17 protein-coding genes are annotated in these 21,527 nt (G+C 62.4%); 16 read left to right on the forward strand and 1 reads right to left on the reverse strand.

From position 1 onward, the window contains the following. Positions 1 to 195 precede the first annotated feature (195 nt). A complete protein-coding gene (locus TU80_RS06265) occupies positions 196 to 744 on the forward strand; it encodes a cupin domain-containing protein (RefSeq protein WP_010563061.1) in 549 nt (182 codons plus the stop codon). 15 nt (positions 745 to 759) lie between these two features. Here TU80_RS06265 and TU80_RS33680 read toward each other — a convergent pair whose 3' ends face one another. After that, positions 760 to 3,459: a winged helix-turn-helix domain-containing protein gene (locus TU80_RS33680; RefSeq protein ID WP_057004035.1), complete on the reverse strand. Its 2,700-nt coding sequence runs from the start codon at positions 3,457 to 3,459 to the stop codon at positions 760 to 762. Between the two features lie 210 nt (positions 3,460 to 3,669). On the opposite strand from TU80_RS33680, the gene TU80_RS06275 reads away from it, so the two are divergent. The 15 genes from TU80_RS06275 (at position 3,670) to TU80_RS06345 (ending at position 21,527) form a co-directional block, all read left to right on the forward strand. Beyond that, a complete protein-coding gene (locus tag TU80_RS06275; RefSeq protein ID WP_046383271.1) occupies positions 3,670 to 4,632 on the forward strand; it encodes a thiamine pyrophosphate-dependent dehydrogenase E1 component subunit alpha in 963 nt (320 codons plus the stop codon). 11 nt (positions 4,633 to 4,643) lie between these two features. Then, positions 4,644 to 5,663, forward strand: a complete 1,020-nt coding sequence (locus tag TU80_RS06280; RefSeq protein WP_046383272.1) for an alpha-ketoacid dehydrogenase subunit beta — start codon at positions 4,644 to 4,646, stop codon at positions 5,661 to 5,663. Between the two features lie 2 nt (positions 5,664 to 5,665). Further along, complete coding sequence (locus tag TU80_RS06285; protein WP_046383273.1) at positions 5,666 to 7,177, forward strand: dihydrolipoamide acetyltransferase family protein; 1,512 nt, start codon at positions 5,666 to 5,668, stop codon at positions 7,175 to 7,177. An 8-nt stretch (positions 7,178 to 7,185) separates the two neighbouring features. Next, positions 7,186 to 8,583 (forward strand): dihydrolipoyl dehydrogenase, encoded by a 1,398-nt coding sequence (gene lpdA / locus TU80_RS06290; protein WP_057004036.1) that lies wholly within the window; start codon positions 7,186 to 7,188, stop codon positions 8,581 to 8,583. Positions 8,584 to 8,641: 58 nt separating this feature from the next. Beyond that, the gene (budC, locus tag TU80_RS06295) at positions 8,642 to 9,400 is read left to right on the forward strand and encodes a meso-2,3-butanediol dehydrogenase (protein ID WP_046487322.1); all 759 of its coding nucleotides are present in this window, start codon (positions 8,642 to 8,644) and stop codon (positions 9,398 to 9,400) included. A 390-nt stretch (positions 9,401 to 9,790) separates the two neighbouring features. Beyond that, positions 9,791 to 11,215, forward strand: coding sequence for a sigma-54-dependent transcriptional regulator (locus tag TU80_RS06300; RefSeq protein WP_226926216.1), 1,425 nt, complete (start codon positions 9,791 to 9,793; stop codon positions 11,213 to 11,215). Further along, complete coding sequence (locus tag TU80_RS06305; RefSeq protein ID WP_046383276.1) at positions 11,212 to 12,216, forward strand: NADH-quinone oxidoreductase subunit B family protein; 1,005 nt, start codon at positions 11,212 to 11,214, stop codon at positions 12,214 to 12,216. The genes TU80_RS06300 and TU80_RS06305 overlap by 4 nt, the downstream gene beginning before the upstream one ends. 8 nt (positions 12,217 to 12,224) lie before the next feature. Next, positions 12,225 to 13,682, forward strand: coding sequence for a nickel-dependent hydrogenase large subunit (locus TU80_RS06310; RefSeq protein ID WP_057004037.1), 1,458 nt, complete (start codon positions 12,225 to 12,227; stop codon positions 13,680 to 13,682). A gap of 12 nt (positions 13,683 to 13,694) precedes the next feature. Then, a complete protein-coding gene (nikR, locus tag TU80_RS06315) occupies positions 13,695 to 14,150 on the forward strand; it encodes a nickel-responsive transcriptional regulator NikR (RefSeq protein WP_017845587.1) in 456 nt (151 codons plus the stop codon). Between the two features lie 5 nt (positions 14,151 to 14,155). Then, on the forward strand, positions 14,156 to 15,481 hold the full coding sequence (locus TU80_RS06320; RefSeq protein WP_057004038.1) for a PAS domain-containing sensor histidine kinase: 1,326 nt from the start codon (positions 14,156 to 14,158) through the stop codon (positions 15,479 to 15,481). 190 nt (positions 15,482 to 15,671) lie between these two features. After that, entirely contained in the window at positions 15,672 to 16,727 is a 1,056-nt protein-coding gene (locus TU80_RS06325) for a HoxN/HupN/NixA family nickel/cobalt transporter (RefSeq protein WP_057004039.1), read from the forward strand. A 435-nt stretch (positions 16,728 to 17,162) separates the two neighbouring features. Beyond that, positions 17,163 to 18,263: a hydrogenase small subunit gene (locus tag TU80_RS06330; RefSeq protein ID WP_017845590.1), complete on the forward strand. Its 1,101-nt coding sequence runs from the start codon at positions 17,163 to 17,165 to the stop codon at positions 18,261 to 18,263. A 6-nt stretch (positions 18,264 to 18,269) separates the two neighbouring features. Then, positions 18,270 to 20,126, forward strand: a complete 1,857-nt coding sequence (locus tag TU80_RS06335; RefSeq protein WP_017845591.1) for a nickel-dependent hydrogenase large subunit — start codon at positions 18,270 to 18,272, stop codon at positions 20,124 to 20,126. A 61-nt stretch (positions 20,127 to 20,187) separates the two neighbouring features. After that, positions 20,188 to 20,871, forward strand: a complete 684-nt coding sequence (cybH, locus tag TU80_RS06340; RefSeq protein WP_046383281.1) for a Ni/Fe-hydrogenase, b-type cytochrome subunit — start codon at positions 20,188 to 20,190, stop codon at positions 20,869 to 20,871. Between the two features lie 20 nt (positions 20,872 to 20,891). After that, on the forward strand, positions 20,892 to 21,527 hold the full coding sequence (locus TU80_RS06345) for a HyaD/HybD family hydrogenase maturation endopeptidase (protein ID WP_026139853.1): 636 nt from the start codon (positions 20,892 to 20,894) through the stop codon (positions 21,525 to 21,527).

Raw genomic sequence — 21,527 nt, forward strand, 5'->3', positions numbered from 1 at the left:
CTTTTTTTGCGCATGCAGGCATATTCAGCAGCGCTACAGCTCCACCCGCAAACGTGATTTAATAGCCGCCTTTCAGGTTTCCGGGTCGGGTAATCGGCGAATTTCGCAACATTGCCTGCCCGCGCTCGCCCCAGCTCCTGCAGCGCTATCGCAACCAATAAACATCACGACACTCACCCCTTATATAAGGCAGCTATGGACACGGGCACCCGACTCAAACTCGTTCGCGAAAGCTACAAACTCTCCCAGCGCGAGCTGGCCCGTCGTAGCGGCGTGACCAACGCCACCATTTCCCTGATCGAACAGAATCGCGTCAGTCCCTCTGTCAGTTCCCTGAAAAAGCTGCTGGAAAGCATCCCCATGTCCCTGGCGGACTTTTTCACCTTCGACCAGCCGCCACGCGAACACCAATACGTCTTCCGCGCCAACGAACAGCCCGACCTGGGTCGCGACGGCCTGCGCCTGCTGCTGGTGGGCGCGCCGATCCCCAGCCGCCAGATGCGCTTTCTGCGCGAGCAGTACGCACCCGGCGCCAGTTCCGGCGAAGAGCCGATCGTGCATGTCGAAGGCGAGGAGTGCGGCCTCGTCACCCGTGGCACCGTCGAACTCACTGTCGATGGCCAGGTCAGCATATTGAACCCAGGGGATGGGTATTACTTCCCCACCACCTTGCCCCACAGGTTCCGCAATATCGGGCAGGATGAGGCGGAAATCATCAGCGCGAATACGCCGGCGAACTTCTAGGCCAGCGCCCGGCGCCTAATCGAGCAGACTAAGCTCCCGGGCCCGGCTCATGGCCTGGATGCGACTGGTGACCTGGAGCTTGGCGTAGAGATTCTTCAAATGCCATTTCACGGTCTCGCTGGAGATGTCCAGGCTGCGGGCGATCTCCTTGTTCGATTGCCCTTGAGCCACCAGCAACAGCGTCTGGCTTTCGCGCTCGCTCAGGGCACAGCCCAGGTCAGGCTCGGTGATGGGCGTCGAGTCCAGCAGGCGTTGTATGTAGTCTTTGAACGGTGCCTTGAGATCCTTGAGGGCGCTGAGCAGGTCCGTCAGCTCGGCGCCGCTGTCGAGTAATGTCTGTTTCATATGTTGGCGGCGTGCGGTATCCAGCACCGGCAGCAACACCTCCATCGCCTGTTTGCCCTGGCCATCGAGCCACAGGCTCAGCGCCCAGTGCGTACGTGCGCGCAAGCCATCGAGGACTTGCCCGCCGCGCTCATCCTCATCCACTTGCAGTGCCCAGGTGCGGGCGGCTTCGCCATGTTTGCCGTCATTGGCCAATACACACGCATGGCTGACTCGATGGTTGCGCTCAAGGGCCTGGTGCAAAGGTGCCTCGGCCCGGTGGTGGCTGCTCAAGTCGGCCAGTTGCTGGAGCAAGTGGCGGGCCTGGGACGGGGCGTTGCTATGAAGGTGCGCCTGAATCTGTTCGGCCAGCAGCAACCCTTGCAGGCGTGGCCAGCGCCGTAGCGTTGCCAGTTGTTGGGCGTGCTCCAGCAAACGATGCGCCTGGCTGTAGTCGCCTGCGTGTAACGCACTGCGGGCCAGGGCGCGGTAGGCGCTGAACAGGGCATCGAGCGGCGCAATCGCGTCCACCTGACGCAGCCGTGGCTGCAGTTCGCGGTGCAAGGCCTGCCAGTCACCGCGTTCGTACCACAGTTCGGCGAGCAGCGCGGTGAGGGTGGCGCTGCCGCTCGATTGCGCCCCTGTCAGTTGCTCGGCGTGTACCAGGGCCTGGCGGTAATAGTGCTCGCCGCTCTCCAGGTCCGCCTGGCGGACATGGCTCAGGCCCAGAATAAAAGCGCGGTAGACACTGACAAACAGGTTCTCCGAAGGCGTCGCCGGGCATGGCATGTGCCTTTGCACGGCTTGCGCATCCTGATAACGCCCGCGCACCAGATAGTCGTAACTGAGGATGTTGCACACCAGGCCATCGACCCAGCGATCCCCGCTGGGCAACTGCGCCAGTAGCGGTTCCACATGCTCCAGGCCCTGGCTGATGCGTTCGGCGAAGGACTCGTTGATCGCGCAGATCACCTGGCGTTTGATCAGCAGGCGCGGGCTGACGCCGGGCTGTTCCAGCAACGGGTGCAGGTCGAGCAGCAACTGCCGTGATTCGTCGAAACGAAAGTGGTGGGCCAGGGCCCAGCTCAGGTTCAGTTGCAGGTCGATGCGTTGCTCGTCCAGGGGCGACAAGGCGCTCAGCGGCAGGTTTTGCAGCCAGCGCACCAGGGTGTCGATATCGCCTTCTTCGGCGAGGGACTGGGCACCCTTGTCGGCACAGGTGGTGCTGTTGGCCAGTTGTCCGGCGGCCAAGGCATGGCGGATGGCTTCAGCCCAGTATTGATGGGCGGCCAGCCAGTTGCTGGCGCGTTGATGCAGTTGGGCAACATCGGTGTTGCTGGCGGACAGGCGCTGGTGAAGGGTCTCGGCAAACAGCGCGTGGTAGCGGAACCAATGCCCCTGGGGATCGAGGGAGCAAATGAACAGGTTGTGCTGTTCGATGAACCCTAGCATCTGTTCGCCGTCCTCGCGCCCGGTAATGGCGTTGCACAAAGACGCGGTGAAGCGATTGAGGATCGAGGTGTGCAGCAGGAAGCGCTGTACCCGGGGCGGCAGAGGCTCCAGCACCACGTCTTGCAGATAACCACCGATCACCCGCGATCCGCGTTCCAGATGTGCCCAGCGGCGCACCGGGTCACTGCCGGTGGGCGGTGCCAAGGATGCCATCTGGATCCCGGTGATCCAGCCTTCGGTCAGGCTCAGCAGGCGTTGCAGGTCGGCGGTGTCCAGCTTGAGATCGGTGGTGCGGGAAAAATAGCCCGCTGCTTCGTCGAGGTTGAAGCGCAACGCGTTGGCGTCGATTTCCACCAGTTGGTTGCGTGCGCGCAGGCGGCTCAAGGGCAATTGCGCGGCGTTACGGCTGCCAATCAACAGGTGCAGGCAAGCGGGGGCGTGCAGCACCAGTTCGAGCAGGTCTTGCTCTATCAACTGATGGCGGACCAGATGCACATCGTCTAGCACCCAATACAGCGGCTGTTGGCGCAGGTTGAGTTGGTTGATCAAGGCGCGCATAAAGCCTTGTGCGGACGGCTGCAGGTCGCCGGTCAAATCGGCCAAGGCCGGGTCGGCGCTGCGCAGGGCGGCCAGCAGATAACGACGAAAGTATTCGGGACTATCGTCCTGCTCGTCCAGGCTCAACCACGCCACGCTGTGGCCCTGGTCGAGCAGGCACTGGCGCCATTGGCTGAGCAGGGTGGTCTTGCCGAAACCGGCCGCGCCGCACACCAGTGCCAGACTGCGTTCGTGCAATAGGTCGAGTTTTTCCAGCAGGCGCGAGCGGCTCAGCAGGGTGCCGGCCGCGCGGGGCGGGCCGAGCTTGGTGCTGATCAGCGGCAAGCCATGACGGAGGCTGAACGCGCCCTGGCTGTAGGCAGGCAATGTCAGGTGATCCATGGATGGTCGTCTTGGTGTGGTCGAGTATCGATCATTATTTTTGTAGACCCTCGTTTTGCAAGGTTAATCCCCTCAAGCGGCAATTACCGCCCCCCCATCCGGGTAGTTATGGCATCGGCCAGAGCCTCTTACCGTACCGCCACGCCATCGTCGGTCGCCTGATTCAGGTCATCGACCCCCCTATAAAAAACCAGAGATGAGGGCGAGCCCATGTCGCTTAGCAAGTCAAAACTGCTTCAGGCCTATCGCAAGATGCGCGAGATTCGCGTGTTCGAGGAGCGGCTACACCAGGAAAACACCACTGGGGATATCCCCGGCTTCATCCACTTGTACAGCGGCGAGGAAGCAATCGCCGTTGGCGTCTGCGAGAACCTGACGGACGCTGACTATATCGGCTCGACTCACCGTGGTCACGGCCACTGCATCGCCAAGGGCTGTGACCTGCACGGCATGATGGCGGAGATCTTTGGCAAGGAGTCGGGCCTGTGCCGGGGTAAGGGCGGCTCCATGCACATTGCCGACCTGAGCAAGGGCATGCTGGGCGCCAACGCCATCGTCGGCGGCGCACCGCCTCTGGCCATTGGCGCCGCACTCACGGCGAAAACCCTGGGCACGCGCAATGTGGCGGTGTCGTTCACCGGCGACGGTGGCTCCAACCAAGGCCTGGTATTTGAAGCCATGAACATGGCCGTGGTGCTCAAGTTGCCAACGGTATTCGTGTTCGAGAACAACGGTTTCGGTGAGGCCACCGGCCACGATTACGCGGTCGGTGGCCGGGATATCGCCAACCGCGCCGCCAGCTTCGGCATGCCTGCGGTGAAGGTCGACGGTACCGACTTCTTTGCCGTCTACGAAGCCGTAGCCGTCGCGGTGGAGCGGGCACGCAATGGTGAAGGCCCGAGTGCCATCGAGGCTGTTGCCCACCGCTGGCACGGGCATTTCGAAGGCGACCCGATGCTGTATCGCGCCGACGGCGAAGTGGAGCGCCTGCGCCGAGACAACGACCCGCTGCAAATTTTCAGTAAGCAAGTCGAGGGGCAAATATCCGCAGAGGAACTGCAAGCCATCGATGACGAGGTCCAGGCCCAGGTCGATGACGCGGTGGCCAAGGCTCGCATCGCCGATTACCCATCGGTGGACAACCTGCTGACCGACGTTTACGTCTCTTACTGAGGATTTGGAATATGGCAATTCGTACTTTTCGTGAAGCAGTCAAAGAAGCCCTGGCCCAGGAGATGGAACTCGATCCGCGCGTCGTGTTGATCGGGGAAGACGTTTGCGGCGGCCAGGCCGGTACCGCCGAGGTCGGCAGCAAGGGCGAAGCCTTCGGTGGCGTGCTGGGGGTGACCAAAGGCTTGTGGACCCAGTTCGGCTCGTCCCGGGTGATCGACACACCGATCACCGAGTCGGCGATCGTCGGCATGGCCGCCGGCGCAGCGGTGACCGGTCTGCGGCCGGTGGCCGAGTTGATGTTCATGGATTTCTTCGGCGTGTGCCACGACATGCTCTACAACCAGGCGGCGAAGTTCCGTTACATGTTCGGCGGCAAGGCCAAGGCCCCGCTGGTGATTCGCGGCATGATTGGCGCCGGGTTCTCCGCGGCCGCCCAGCACTCGCAGTCGCCCTACAACATCTTCGCGACCACCCCGGGCCTCAAGGTGGTGGTGCCGTCCAGCCCTTACGACGTCAAAGGCCTGCTGATCCAGGCGATCCGCGATGACGACCCGGTGGTGTTCTGTGAACACAAGATCCTCTACGACATCAAGGGCGAAGTGCCCGAGCACGCCTACACCATCCCTTTTGGCGTCGCCAACTACACCCGCGAAGGCACCGACGTCACCATCATTGCCCTGGCAGCCATGGTGCACAAAGCCAATGAGGTGGCGGACAAACTGGCGGCTGAAGGGATCTCTGTGGAGGTAGTGGACCCGCGCACCGTGTCGCCGTTGGACGAAGAGGGCATTCTTGAATCCGTGGCCTCTACCGGGCGCGTGGTGATTGTCGACGAGTCGGCCGCGCGCATCGGCTTTGCCCATGACATTGCCGCGCTGATCGTGTCCCAGGCGTTTTACCACCTCAAGGCGCCGATCATCATGGTCACGCCGCCGCACACCCCGGTTCCGTTCTCACCGGTGCTGGAGCAAGCGTGGATCCCTAGCGTACAACGCATCGAAGCCGCCGTTCGCAAAGTGATGGAGGGCTGACCATGAGTGATATCCGCGCAATCGAAGTGCCCAAATGGGGACTGTCGATGGAAGAGGGCACGCTGACTGACTGGCTGATCGAGGAAGGCGACAGCTTCGCCGCGCAGCAGGAAGTCTGCGAGATTGAAACCAGCAAGATTTCCAACGTGATGCAGGCGCCTTTTGCCGGTGTGTTGCGGCGCAAAGTGGCGCAACCGGGGCAAACCATTCCCGTGGGCGGTGTGCTGGGGATTGTCGCCGACGCTTCGGTCAGCGATGCCGAGATCGATGCGTATCTGGCGCAGCGTGGCGTCGCTGAGCCGGCGCCAGTTTCTGAATCGGTACCCGCTGAGACCACGGCACAACCGCTGGTCAAGTTGGCCGCCAGCGCGCCGGCCGCTGCGTCGCAACCGTCGGTCAAGACGCCGGGTGCCTGGCAGGTGCCACAGGCGTTGCTGGGCGCCAGTGACGAAGCGTTGTTCGCCACGCCCCATGCATTGAAACTGGCGGCGCAGCTCAATATCAACCTGAGCCGGGTGCCTGGTTCGGGCCGTGAAGGGCGCATCAGCGTGGCGGATATTGAAGCCGCAGTGCGCGCCGAGGGCGGGCAAGTCGCCAGCCGAGCGGCTGCGCAAAAAGCCAATCAGGCCGCACCTTCGCGCCTCGATGACAGCCAGGTTCTCGCCACACCGGTGGCCCGGCGTCTGGCGCAGCAGTGGGGCATCAACCTCCACGACTGCCGCGTTACAGGCACTCGCGGTCGGGTGTGCAAGGCCGATGTGCTCCAAGCCCGGGGCGCCGATGCGGTGCCACAGGCCCAGGCTGCGCCGACGGTTGATAGTCGCGAGGCGTTTGAAACCCTGCCCATGAACGGCATGCGCAAGGCCATTGCCGCGCGCCTGCAAGCCTCCAAACGTGATGCGCCGCACTTTCGCCTGCATGCGGATTTTGATCTGGAGCGCTTGCTTGCATTGCGCGCTGAGATCAACGCCTCGGTGCCGGGGGTGAAAATCTCGGTCAACGATCTGCTGATCAAGGCTTGCGCCCAGGCGCTGGTCAAGGTGCCCGACGTCAATGTGCAATACGACGACGAGCGCCAGGAAGTACGGCGTTACCGCGATGCAGACATTTCCATTGCCGTGGCGCTGCCCGGTGGCCTGATCACGCCGATCATCCGCCAGGCCAACCGCAAGAGCCTGGCCGAAGTCTCCGGGGAAATGCTCAGCCTGGCGACCAGGGCCAAGGCCGGTACCTTGAAACCCGAGGAGTTCCAGGGTGGCACCTTCAGCATCTCCAACCTGGGCATGCTCGGTGTGCGCCAGTTCGACGCGATTATCAACCCACCCCAAGGGGCAATCCTGGCCATCGGCGCCGGAGAAAAGCGCGTGGTGGCCCATGAAGGACAACCTGCGGTACGCACGCAAATGAGCGTGTCGTTGTCTTGCGACCACCGGGTTATCGACGGTGCGTTGGGGGCGACCTTCCTCAAGGAACTCAAGCGCCTGGTGGAAAACCCCACCCTGATGCTGGTCTAGGAGTTGCCATGAGCGATCAATTTGATGTGCTGATTATCGGCGGTGGCCCTGGCGGATATGTGGCGGCGATTCGTGCCGCGCAACTGGGGCTCAATACCGCCCTGGTGGAAAAACAGCACTTGGGCGGTATCTGCCTGAACTGGGGCTGCATTCCCACCAAGGCCATGCTCAAGGGCGCGGAGGTGGCCCATACCTTGCGGCACCTGGAGGCCTTTGGTTTCAGCGCCGAGAACATTCAGTTCGATATCCAGAAACTGGTGGCCCACAGCCGGGACGTGTCGAAAACGCTCACCGGTGGTATTGCCTATTTGCTCAAGAAAAACGGTGTGACGGTGGTTGACGGCCGTGCCCGCGTGACTGCCAAGGGGCGTGTCAGTGTCACCTCGGGCGAGGGTGAGCGGGCCCTTGGGGCCAAGCACATCATCCTCGCCACCGGCGCCCGGCCGCGCTCGCTGCCGGCGATAGTGCCGGACGGGCAACGCATCTGGAGCTACTTCGAGGCGCTGGTGCCGCAGACCGTACCGGCGTCCTTGCTGATTGTGGGTTCGGGAGCCATTGGCGTGGAGTTTGCCAGCCTCTACCACGACCTGGGCTGCGCCGTGACCCTGGTGGAAGTGGCGCGCCAGATCATGCCGGTCGAAGACCAGGAAGTGGCCAGCCTGGTGCAGCGCGAGTTCGAACAGCGCGGTATCCGGGTGCTGACCCAGGCCACTGTGACCGACGTATTCAGTGAGGCCGATCAGGCGCGCTGCACCTTGCGCCTGGCCGATGGTCGCGAAGAGGTGCTGGCGGTGGAGCGTGTGCTGCTGGCCGCCGGGATTCAGGCCAACACTGAAGACCTGGGGTTGGAGGCGCTGGGGGTGGAGATTGAGCGCGGGTTTATCAAGACAGACCCCTGGTGCCGCACCAATGTCGCCGGGCTCTACGCCATCGGCGATGTCGCTGGCGCGCCGTGCCTGGCTCACAAAGCCAGCCATGAAGGGGTGTTGTGTGTCGAGAAACTGGCCGGGGTGGACGGGGTTCACCCGCTGGACAAAGCCTTTATTCCGGGGTGCACCTACGCCCGTCCGCAAGTGGCCAGCCTGGGCCTGACAGAAGCGGCGGCCAGGGCCAGCGGCAAGCACCTGAACATTGGCCGATTCGACTATCAGGCCAACGGCAAGGCCCTGGCGTTGGGCGAGGCCAAGGGGTTTGTGAAGACCATTTTCGATGCGGACAGCGGCGAGTTGCTGGGGGCACATATGGTTGGGCCGGAAGTGACCGAGCAGATCCAGGGTTTTGGCATCGCCCATAGCCTGGAGGCGACTGCCCAGGCCTTGAGCCAGGTCATCTTCGCCCACCCGACATTGAGCGAAGCTATGCACGAAGCGGTGTTGGCCGCCAGTGGCAAGGCTCTGCATCAGTAAAAGACAGCGGTTCCGGAGTGTTGGAACCGCGATTGTTCATCCGCAGAAGGAAGCAGCGATGCAACGTTTTCAGAACAAAGTCGTATTGGTCACCGGCGCCGCAGCCGGCATCGGCGAAGCCACCGCGAGGCGTTTTGCCGATGAGGGTGCGAATGTGGTGTTGGCCGACTGGAACCTTGAAAAAGCCCAAGCGGTGGCCAGCGAGCTACCAGTCGACAAGGTGCTGGCGGTGAAGGTCGACGTGTCGAGCATGGCTTCGGTACAGCAGATGATCGACGCAACCATCGAGCGTTTCGGTCGGCTGGATGTGCTGGTCAATAACGCCGGCGTACATATTCCCGGCACCACCCTTGAAACCACGGAAGCCGACTGGCGCAAGATCGCCTCGGTGAACATCGACGGGGTGATTTTCTGCTCGAAGCTGGCGTTGCCGCACCTGATTCAAAGCAAGGGCAATATTGTCAGCACCGCCTCTGTTTCTGGGTTGGGCGGCGACTGGGGCGCGGCGTTCTACTGCGCGAGCAAGGGCGCGGTAGTCAACTTCACCCGGGCCCTGGCGCTGGATCACGGCGCCCAGGGTGTGCGTGCCAACGCGGTATGCCCAAGCCTGACGCGTACGGCGATGACCTGGGATTGGGAGCAGTCTATTCGTGACAAATTCAACGAGCGCATCCCGATGCAGCGCGAGGCCTTGCCCAGCGAAGTGGCGGCAGCGATTGCGTTTTTGGCCAGCCCGGATGCGAGTTTCGTCAATGGGGTGAACTTGCCGGTGGATGGGGGCGTGACGGCGTCTGATGGGCAGCCGAAGGTGTCCTGAATCGGGCTAGGATTTGCGCCACTGCACAGCACCACGTGCTCTAAGGCACCCGGGGAGGGTGCCTGGAGTTACCTGCCATTATCGGTGTGATCTCATGTCGACCCTGCTGTACAGCGCCATCCTGCTGGCGGCTGTGGGCATGAACTTCGGCTGGTCGCTGCGCTGCGCCCGGCGCCATAGCCTCCTGGGAATTTGCTGACGAAGGCGACGAGGCAGACCAGAAAACAATTGAGCAGGGCGGCCTCCTCAGAAGGAAAACCCTCGTCTGCTTTTGGCACCGTGCTACCATCGACGCCATGACTTGCAGCAACATAATGTTGCAATGAACTTCAATAATCGGCCTTTCGCTGACTCATGACCTCCCCATTCGACTCGCAATCCGACTTGCCCATGATCCTGGTAGTGGACGATGAGCTGCGTTCGCGCGAATCGTTACGCCGGGTACTCGATCAGGAATTCCAGGTGCTGCTGGCCGAGTCGGCCGGGCAAGCACGCGAACTGCTGGAACAGCATGTGGTCGCGGTGATCCTCTGCGACCAGCGCATGCCCCATGTCAGCGGTATCGAATTTCTCAAGGAAGTGCGCGAGCGCTGGCCGGGGGTGGTCCGCATCGTGCTGTCGGGCTACACCGATTCGGAAGACATCATCGCGGGCGTCAATCAGGCCGGTATCTATCAGTACCTGCTCAAGCCCTGGCTGCCTGAAAACCTGCTCAACACCGTGCGCAATGCGGTCGAGAGCCAATCGTTGCAAAACCATATGCAGCGGCTGGACCTGGAGCTGCGCGCCGGTACGCCAGCGCTGCGTCGCCGCAGCCGCGAAACCCTGGAGCGGGTACGCGACACCTTCGATTTCTCGCGCATCGTGCGCAGCCCCGGCGGCCCGCTGGATGCGGTCTGTGAGTTGGCCGCCCGGGTCGCCCGCTATGATTTGTCGGTGCTGCTGCTGGGCGAATCGGGCACGGGCAAAGAACTGCTGGCCCGCGCCATCCATTACGCCAGCCCGCGTGCGAGTAATGCCTTCGTCATGGAGAACTGCGCGGCGCTGCCTGATACCTTGCTGGAGTCCGAGCTGTTCGGGCACAAGCGCGGCGCCTTCACCGGCGCGCATCAGGATCACATCGGGCTGTTCCAGCGTGCCAATGGCGGTACCTTGCTACTCGATGAAATCGGCGACACCTCGCCGGCTTTTCAGGTCAAGTTGTTGCGCGTCTTGCAAGAGGGCGAACTGCGCCCGGTCGGCGCCTCGAGCACGGTACGGGTCGATGTGCGGGTGATCGCGGCGACCCATCGCGATCTGGAGCAGGATGTCGCCACCGGACGTTTTCGCAGCGACCTTTATTACCGGCTGTCCACGGTCAGCCTGGGCTTGCCGCCGTTGCGCGAGCGCACCGCCGACCTGATGCCCATCGCCAAAAAGCTGCTCGACGATGCCCGCCTGGAACTGGACCTGCCAAACCTGCACTTCGCCGACGACGCCCTGGCGAGCCTGATCGGTTACCCGTGGCCCGGTAATATTCGCGAGTTGCGCAACGAAATCTACCGCGCCGCTGCGTTGTCGGAAGGCTCGCAAATCGGTGCTCATTCGTTTTCCTGGCGCGTCATGCAGGGCCAGGGACGCAACACCAACGACATACGCCTGTCGCCCCCCACGGGTACGTTGCAAGAACAACTGGACGCTATCGAAGCGACCATACTCAAGGAATCGCTGCTGCGTCACCGCTGGAACAAAACCCATGCGGCCCGTGAACTGGGCTTGTCGCGCGTGGGCCTGCGCCAGAAATTGCGCCGTCTTGGCCTGGAGGAAGCCCGATGAACACCCCATTCCGAGTGCTGTGGCTGCAATCGGGCGGTTGCGGCGGTTGCAACATGTCCTTGCTGTGCGCCGATACCCAGGATTTTTCCGCGATGTGGCGCAGTGCGGGGATTGAGTTGCTCTGGCATCCATCGCTGTCCCTTGAAAGCGGTGATCAGGTGCTGGATATCCTGGAGGACTGCCTGCAAGGTCGCACCCGGCTCGATGCCTTGTGCATCGAAGGCTCATTGCTGCGCGGCCCGCACGGCACCGGGCGCTTTCACATGCTGGCGGGCACCGATGCGCCGATGATCGACTGGGTGCGCAAACTCGCGGCGGTGGCCGAATACACCTTGGGCATCGGCACTTGTGCGGCCTACGGAGGCATCACCGCTGCGGGCAGCAACCCGACCGACGCCTGCGGCCTGCAATTTGACGGTGAGCATCGCGGCGGCCTGCTGGGTGCCGATTATCGGTCGTTGCGCGGCTTGCCGGTGATCAACGTGGCCGGTTGCCCGACGCACCCCGGCTGGGTGACCGACACCTTGATGGCGCTGGCCGCCGGGCTGTTCGCCGAGGCCGATCTGGACGTTATCGGGCGTCCGCGTTTCTACGCTGACCAACTGGTGCATCAGGGCTGCACGCGCAATGAGTTCTACGAATACAAAGCCAGTGCGGAAAAGCCCTCGGACCTGGGCTGCATGATGGAAAACCTGGGCTGCAAAGGCACCCAGGCCCACGGCGACTGCAATACTCGCCTGTGGAATGGCGAGGGCTCGTGTACCCGTGGCGGGTTTGCCTGCATCAACTGCACCGCCCCGGGCTTCGAAGAACCGGGGCACGCCTTTCAGCGCACGCCGAAGCTGGCGGGCATTCCCATCGGTTTGCCCATCGACATGCCCAAGGCCTGGTTCGTCGCCCTGTCGGCGCTGTCCAAGTCAGCCACCCCCAAGCGCGTCAAACAGAATGCGACGTCCGATCACCCGCTGATCGCGCCGTCGGTACGCACCCCCCGCCGTTAGGAGTTTGCATGTCACGTTTGGTGGTCGGCCCATTCAATCGGGTTGAAGGCGATCTGGAAGTACAACTGGACGTGGAAGATGGTCATGTGCGTTCGGCACGGGTCAACGCCACCATGTACCGTGGCTTCGAGCAAATCCTGCTGCAACACGCACCGCTCGATGCGCTGACCTACGCGCCACGCATCTGCGGAATCTGCTCGGTGTCGCAATCGATCGCCGCCGCCCGCGCCCTGGCCGGGCTGGCCGGCGTACAGCCGCCGGACAACGGCCTGCTGGCAATCAACCTGATGGCCGCCACCGAAAACCTCGCCGATCACTTGAGCCATTTCTACCTGTTTTTCATGCCGGATTTCGTGCGCCCGGTGTACGCCGAGCGCCCTTGGTATCCAGACGCGGTGGCGCGCTTTACCCCGCTTCAGGGCAGCCAGCAGCGCCTGGCCATTTCTGCGCGCAAACGCTGGCTGGATTTGATCGGCACACTGGGCGGCAAGTGGCCGCACACCGGCTCGATCCAACCGGGTGGCTCGACCCGCGCCATCGATGCCGCCGAGCGCCTGCGCCTGCTGACCCGCGTTCGCGAGTTCCGGCAGTTTCTGGAAAGCGAGCTGTTCGCCGCGCCGCTGGAGCGTATCAATGGTTTCACCAGCGAAAGCGAGCTCTGGGCATGGCACGCCGAAGCGCTGGGGCAGGGCGATTTCCGCCAATTTCTGCAAATCGCCCTGGACACCGGGCTTGAGCATCTGGGGCCGGGGCCGGGGCTGTATCTTTCCTACGGGGCGTATCCGCGAGCCGACGGCTCGATGGTGTTCCCGCGCGGCCTGTGGAATGGCGTCACCCAGTGTGCGCAAGCGCTGGACCTGGACGATATCCGCGAAGACAGCGCGCATGCCTGGCTCGACGACGCTGGCGGCCCGCGCCACCCGGCCGACGGGCAAACCCAGCCGTTGATGGAAAAACCCGACGCGTATACCTGGAACAAAGCCCCGCGCCTGGCCGGCGCGGTGCTGGAAACCGGCGCCATTGCGCGTCAGTTGATTGCCGGTCAAGCGCTGCTGCGCGACGCCGTGGCACGCTGTTCGGCAACGGTTTATACCCGCCTGCTCGCGCGTTTGCTGGAGCTGGCGCAGGTGGTGCCGCTGATGGAAAGCTGGTTGATCGCCCTGCGCCCCGGCGAGCCGTATTACCGCGCCGCGGCATTACCCGACAAAGGCCGCGCGGTCGGCCTGACCGAAGCGGCGCGTGGCGCACTGGGGCATTGGCTGGAGGTGGAGCACGGGAAAATCTCCCGCTACCAGATCATCGCCCCGACCACCTGGAACTTCTCGCCACGCGATGCCCAGGGCCAGCCCGGGGCATTGGAACAAGCCTTGCAGGGTGCTCCCGTGTTACCCGGCGAAAAAAGCCCGGTAGCGGTGCAACATATCGTTCGTTCTTTTGACCCGTGCATGGTTTGCACGGTGCATTGAAAAGGAAATCCCATGGAACGCCTGACCATTTCCCTGGACCGTGGCCTCGCTGAGGAACTGGACGCGCTGATTCGCGACCAGGGTTACCACAACCGTTCCGAGGCCATGCGCGACATTTTGCGGCGGCATATCGAACAGGCGCGCCTGGAGCAAGGCCAGGCGCCGCATTGCGTGGCCAACCTGAGCTTCGTTTACGATCACCATTCGCGCACCCTCACCGAACGGGTGATGGACCTGCAGCACGCGCATCATCACCTGACCATTGCCAGCCAGCATGTGCATCTGGATCACGACAACTGCCTGGAAAGCCTGATGCTCAAGGGCTCATCCGATGAAGTGCGCGATTTCGCCCATCGCGTGTGCGCCGAACGCGGCGTGCGTCATGGCTCGCTGAACCTGATCCCGGTGGAGCAGGGCGCGAGCCACGAGCAAGTCCACAGCCACCTGCATCTGCACCCTAAAAGCTGACGACCATGGCCCGTAAACCGCCACCCGGCAGCCTCGACGAAGACGCCTGGATCGAAGTCATCGCGAGGATGGACGAGGTCTATTCCAAGCTGGTGCAAGATGAAATCGCCCTGGAAGAGAAGAACGTCGAACTGGAGCAGTCGCAGCAGTTCATCGCCGGGTTACTGTCGTCGATGTCCGACGTGTTGCTGGCCTGCGACCCGCAAGGGCGCATCGAGGAGAGCAACAGCGCGCTGCGCACGCTGGTCGGCCGTGATGAACAGTCATTGTCCGGCAGCCCGGCCTATGTCTTGTTGGCCGACCCCCACAGTGAAACCCAGTTGCGCCAGACCCTCGCCAGCCTGCGCCATCCCAACGCCAGCGCCTCGCTGGAGGTCAACTTCAAGGATGTCAACGGCGCGCCGGTGCCCGTGGACGTCAGTTGCACCGTGCGCAGCGCGGGCAATGGACGCTTTATCGGGCACGTGCTGGTGGGGCGACCGCTGGGCGAACTCCAGCACGCGTATCGCCAACTGCACGAGGCCCACGAGGCGCTCAAGCGCACTCAACAGCAACTGTTGCACGCGGAAAAAATGGCCTCGCTGGGGCGCCTGGTGGCTGGTGTCGCCCACGAACTGAACAACCCCATCAGCTTCGTGCTGGCCAACGCGCATGTGCTCGACAGCTATGGCAAACGCCTGCAGCAGTACCTGCAAGCGGTCCACGGCGGCGAGTCGCACGCCGGTCTTCAAGCCTTGCGCCAACAGCTACGCATCGATCCGCTGCTGAGCGATTTGCCGTCGTTGATCGAGGGCAGCATGGAAGGCGCGCAACGCACCGCCGACATCGTCAGCGCCCTGAAGCGCTTCTCGGCGGTGGATCGTGAAGCGCTGGGCGAGGTCGACCTCAATGACGTCATCGAGCGCGCCATCCACTGGGTCTGCCGTGGCGTCGCGCCCGATCTGCAGGTGCATTGGCAGGCCGTTGACACGCCGCCGGTGCGCGGCAATGCCGGGCAACTGCTGCAAGTGCTGATGAACCTGATGCAGAACGCCTACGATGCCGCGCAAGCGGCCAACCAGGCCTTGCCGACAGTCTGGATCGAGGTGACCCAGGAGCCGGGCTGGGTCACCCTGCGTTTACGCGACAACGGTGCGGGCATCGCAGAGAAACACCTGAGCCAGGTGTTCGACCCGTTCTTCAGCACCAAGTCCGTGGGCAAAGGCACGGGCCTGGGCCTGTCGATCAGCTACGGCATCATCGAACGCTGTGGCGGTCGGATGGTGGCCGCCAATCACCCCGAGGGCGGTGCGCAGTTCACCGTGACGCTGCCCGAAGCCGGGCCCGCCTGAGCCGATAATCCGGCAGCGGCGCTGGAAGCTCATTGTCCAGTTATCGGCTCGGCTGGACAGTCACTGTCCAGCCGCCATGTTCTGCGAGCGCCCGACCACGCCTGAATGGTACTCGGCACGCAAACTGGCACAGGGTTTGTATGAGGTTTTTTCGTTTCTTCATACTTGAACCCATCTTTCTGGAGTTCGCATGCCCTTGCATCCTGTTTCACCGACTCGTGCGCCTTTGACGTTCAAACATCGCGTCCTGGCCATTTTTGCCGGCCTGGTCGCTGCCAACCTGCTGGCCTGGGCCTGGGCTTTCACGGCCTTCCATGACTATCCGCTGTTGCTCGGCACCGCCTTTCTGGCCTACAGCTTCGGCCTGCGCCATGCCGTGGATGCCGATCACATCGCCGCCATCGACAACGCCACCCGCAAGCTGATCCAGGAAGGCCGACAAACCGCGAGTGTCGGCCTGTTTTTCTCGCTCGGGCACAGCACCGTGGTAATCCTGGCTTCGCTCGGCATCGCACTGACGGCCACGGCGTTCAAAAGCGAAATCGAAGCCTTTCACGGCCTCGGCGGGCTGATTGGCACCTCGGTGTCTGCCGCCTTCCTGTTGCTGGTGGCGTTGATCAACCTGCTCATCCTGCGCTCGGTGTACCAGGCGTTTGGCCGCGTGCGGCGCGGCGAACGGATCGGCGAGCAAGAAATGAACGCGATACTCACCGGCGGTGGCCCCATCGCCCGACTGTTGCGCCCGCTGTTCCGCCTGATCAGCCGTCCCTGGCACCTGTATCCGCTGGGCCTGCTGTTCGGCCTGGGTTTTGATACCGCCACGGAAATCGGCCTGCTGGGGATCGCTGCGGTGCAAGCCTCGCAGAGCCTGCCGATCTGGTCGATTCTGGTGTTCCCGGCGCTCTTCACGGCCGGCATGGCGCTGGTCGACACCGCCGACAGCGTGATGATGACCGGTGCTTACCACTGGGCACTGGTCAACCCGGCACGCAAGCTCTATTACAACCTGACCATCACGTCCATGTCGGTGTTGGTGGCATTGCTGGTGGGCGGGGTGGAAGTGCTCGGGCTGATCGCGGCGCGCTGGGATCTGCACGGCGGTGTGTGGGATTTCATCACTGCGCTGACCGACAACTTCGGCATGATCGGCTACCTGATCGTCGGGATATTCATCCTGACCTGGGCCGTTTCCGTGTTGTTCTACCGCTTCAAGGGCTACGACCGCCTGGACGCGACGCCCGCCTGAGCCTTCTCTTCCTTTCAGCGCCTGGCGAGGTTCTCTCGCCAGCCACTTGCCAAGCCGGACATATGGTTTCCAGGCTGCATAAATAGTGGAAACAAACATTCCAGCTGAGGTTTGTTACAAGGTGTCTCAATGCGCTCGGTAAAAAAGTAAAAGTCCTTTAAAAACAGATAGATAAATTAATTAGTAAGCAATTTATCTACACCGCGGCGAAATGGCACAGGTCTTGTACTTACCAGATAACTGAACGTCATGGGTTACCCGCATGTTTCCAGCAGCCGTCGCAATCATGCCCAGGCTGCAGCCTCAACACCCCATAGAACTGATGGCCTTTGTAGCCGACGGCATGGCGCCTGACTCACCTGGTCGGGCACAGATTTCCAACACACCGAGTGCAGCCCCCGTTGAAGCACCTTCTCGGGGAGGAGAAATAAAGTAATGGAAACGTTTTACGAGGTGATGCGCAGACAAGGCATCTCGCGCCGCAGCTTTCTCAAGTTTTGTTCCTTGACCGCAACGTCGCTGGGGCTGGGCCCGGCATTCATGCCCAAAATCGCCTGGGCCATGGAGAACAAGCCACGCACGCCAGTCCTCTGGCTGCACGGCCTGGAATGCACCTGTTGCTCGGAGTCATTCATCCGCTCCGCGCATCCGCTGGCCAAGGACGTGGTGCTGTCGATGATCTCCCTGGATTACGACGACACCTTGATGGCCGCCGCCGGGCATCAGGCCGAGGCGATCCTTGACGAGGTCATGACCAAGTACAAGGGCAACTACATCCTGGCCGTCGAGGGCAACCCGCCACTGAACCAGGACGGTATGAGTTGCATCATTGGCGGCAAGCCCTTCGTCGAGCAGTTGAAGCGCGTTTCACGCGATGCCAAGGCGATCATTTCCTGGGGCTCCTGCGCCAGTTGGGGCTGCGTACAGGCCGCCAAGCCGAACCCGACCCAGGCGGTGCCGATTCACAAGGTCATCACCGACAAACCGATCATCAAAGTGCCGGGCTGCCCGCCGATCGCCGAAGTCATGACCGGGGTGATCACCTACATGCTGACCTTCGACCGCATTCCTGAGCTGGACCGTCAGGGCCGGCCGAAAATGTTCTACAGCCAGCGCATTCACGACAAGTGCTACCGCCGTCCGAACTTCGACGCCGGTCAGTTCGTCGAGTCCTGGGACGACGACGCGGCGCGCAAGGGCTACTGCCTTTACAAAGTCGGCTGCAAAGGCCCGACCACCTACAACGCCTGCTCGACCGTGCGTTGGAATGGCGGCACCAGCTTCCCGATTCAGTCCGGCCACGGCTGCATCGGTTGTTCGGAGGAGGGGTTCTGGGACAAGGGCTCGTTCTATCAGCACTTGAGCGGCATCAACCAATTTGGCGTTGAAGCGAACGCGGACGAAATCGGCCTGGTTGCCGGCGTCACCGTCGGCGCAGCGATCACGGCCCACGCCGCCGTCACCGCCCTCAAACGCGCCAGCAACGGCAAAGCGCCCACTACCTCGCCCGACGCCCCAGCGACAAGACAGGAATAAGCACCAATGAGCACCTATTCGACTCAGGGTTTCGACCTCAACAACACAGGCCGACGTATCGTTGTCGACCCTGTGACCCGTATCGAAGGCCACATGCGCGTCGAGGTCAACCTCGATGCCAACAACGTTATCCGCAACGCCGTTTCCACCGGCACCATGTGGCGCGGCCTCGAAGTCATCCTCAAGGGCCGCGACCCACGTGACGCCTGGGCATTCGTGGAGCGCATCTGCGGCGTCTGCACCGGTTGCCACGCGCTGGCCTCGGTGCGCTCGGTAGAGGACGCGCTGGGCATTCGCATCCCGCCGAACGCGCACTTGATTCGCGAGATGATGGCCAAGACCCTGCAAGTCCATGACCACGCCGTGCATTTCTACCACCTGCATGCACTGGACTGGGTGGACGTGGTGTCTGCGCTCAAGGCTGACCCCAAGCGCACCTCGGAATTGCAGCAGACCGTTTCGCCGGCTCACCCGTTGTCTTCGCCGGGTTATTTCCGCGACGTGCAAAACCGTCTGAAGAAGTTCGTCGAAAGCGGTCAGCTCGGGCCGTTCATGAATGGTTACTGGGGCAACCCGGCTTACCAACTGCCGCCTGAAGCCAACCTGATGGCCGTGACCCATTACCTTGAAGCCCTCGACCTGCAGAAAGAGTGGGTGAAGATCCATACCATCTTCGGTGGCAAGAACCCGCACCCCAACTACCTGGTCGGCGGCGTGCCCTGCGCGATCAATATCGATGGCGACCTGGCCGCCGGTGCGCCGTTGAATATGGAACGCCTGAACTTCGTGCGGGCGCGCATCGACGAAGCGCTGACCTTCTGCCGCAACGTGTATGTGCCGGACGTGCTGGCCATTGGCACTATCTACAAGCAAAAAGGCTGGCTGCACGGCGGTGGTCTGTCGGCGACCAACGTGATGGATTACGGCACCTACGCCAAGGTCAATTACGACGACAGCACCAACCAATTGCCGGGCGGGGCGATCCTCAACGGTAACTGGGACGAAATCCTGCCTGTCGACGCGCGCGACCCCGAGCAAGTGCAAGAGTTCGTGACCCACTCCTGGTACAACTACCCGGACAACGACAAGGGCCTGCACCCGTGGGACGGCATCACCGAGCCGAACTACGAGCTGGGCGCCAAGACCAAGGGCACCCGCACCAACATCGAAGAAGTCGACGAAAGCGCCAAATATTCGTGGGTCAAATCGCCGCGCTGGCGCGGTCATGCCATGGAAGTCGGGCCGTTGGCGCGTTACATCCTGGGCTATGCCCATGCCCTCAAAGGCAACCCGCATTGCCAGCGGGTCAAGGAACAACTGGAAGGTTCGCTGCGAGCCGTCAACCTCGACTTGCCAAAAGCCCTGGGCCTGGCGGAAACCAACCTCAGCGCCAAGCAACTGTTGCCCAGCACGATCGGCCGAACGCTTACCCGCGCCCTGGAAGCCGAGTACTGCGCAGAAATGATGGTCGACGACTGGAACGAGTTGATGACCAATATCCGCAACGGCGACCGTGCCACCGCCAACGTCGAAAAATGGGACCCGTCCACCTGGCCTGCCGAGGCCAAAGGGGTCGGCATCGTTGCCGCGCCACGCGGCGCACTCGGCCACTGGATCCGGATCAAGAACGGCAAGATCGAGAACTACCAGTGCGTCGTGCCCAGCACCTGGAACGGCAGCCCGCGTGACGCCAAGGGCCAGATCGGTGCTTTCGAGGCCGCGCTGATGAACACGCCGGTGGCCGTCCCCGATCAGCCCGTGGAAATCCTGCGCACGCTGCATTCCTTCGACCCTTGCATGGCCTGCGCCACCCACGTGATGAGCGAGGACGGCGCGGAGCTGAGCACAGTCAAGGTCAGTTGATCGATTGTTCAACGCTGCATTCGGCAGGCGCCACGGCGCCTGCCCATCCAAAGGTGACGCTATGACCCAACCTACTCAAAGCCCCCTCGACGCGTCGGAATACGTGTACGAGGCGCCCGTGCGCCTGTGGCACTGGATCAATGCCGCCTGCATTGTGGTGCTGGCCATCACCGGCTACCTGATCGGTTCGCCGCTGGCGACCCAACCGGGCGAAGCCAGCGACCATTTCGTGATGGGCTACATCCGCTTTGCGCATTTCAGCGCGGCGTACATTTTCACCATCGCCATGATCGGGCGCGCCTATTGGGCGCTGGTGGGCAATCATCACGCCCGCGAACTGTTCTCGGTGCCGCTGACCAGCAAGGTCTACTGGACCGACATGCTCGCTTGGGTGCGCTACTACCTGTTCATCGGGCCGACGCCAAAACCGATGTTCGGCCACAACCCGCTGTCGCGTTTCGCGATGTTTTTCATCTTCTTGCTGTCCTCGCTGTTCATGATCCTGACCGGCTTCGCGCTGTATGGCGAAGGCGCGCAAATGGGCTCCTGGCAGGAACGCACCTTCGGTTGGGTACTGCCGCTGCTGGGGCAATCCAACAATGTGCATGTCCTGCATCACTTGGGCATGTGGGTGATTGTGCTATTCGTCATGTTCCACATCTATGCCGCCGTGCGCGAAGAAATCAACGGGCGCCTGAGCTTGGTCGGGGCAATGATTTCCGGCTACAAGACCTTTAAAAAATGACCAGAATGGTAGAAACCGCCATGAGTCCTCTCCAACCGACACTGCCGCAGATCACTGTGCTGGGCATCGGCAATCTCCTGTGGGCCGACGAAGGCTTCGGCGTTCGTTGCGTCGAAGCCTTGCAACAGCGTTATGAGTTCGCCGACAACGTGGCGCTGATCGATGGCGGCACGCAAGGCCTGTACTTGATCCAGCATGTCCAGCAAGCCGATTACCTGCTGATTTTCGACGCCGTGGATTACAACCTCGCGCCTGGCGAACTGAAGTTCATCGCCGACGACGATGTCCCCAAATTCCTCGGCATCAAAAAGCTCAGCCTGCACCAGACCGGCTTTCAGGAGGTGCTGATGCTCGCGCAACTGACCGGCCATTACCCGACACGCGTGCTGCTGATCGGTTGCCAGCCGGAAAACATGATGGACTACGGCGGCAGCCTGCGCCCCAGCGTCAGGGCCGCCATGGAAGGTGCGCTGGATGAGGCGCTGCGCGTGCTCGAAAGTTGGGGCGCGGCACCGCACAAGCGCGCCTCGCCACTCGCGGGTGAAGAGGCGGTGACCCTGCCGCACCTCGAGCTGCAACGCTACGAAAACGAACGCCCGTCCGAACAGCAAGCCTGCCGGATCGGCGACGAACGCATCCTCGCCAGGCGAGCCTGA

Origin of the sequence: Pseudomonas veronii (genome assembly GCF_001439695.1) — a bacterium.
Taxonomy (GTDB): domain Bacteria; phylum Pseudomonadota; class Gammaproteobacteria; order Pseudomonadales; family Pseudomonadaceae; genus Aquipseudomonas; species Aquipseudomonas veronii.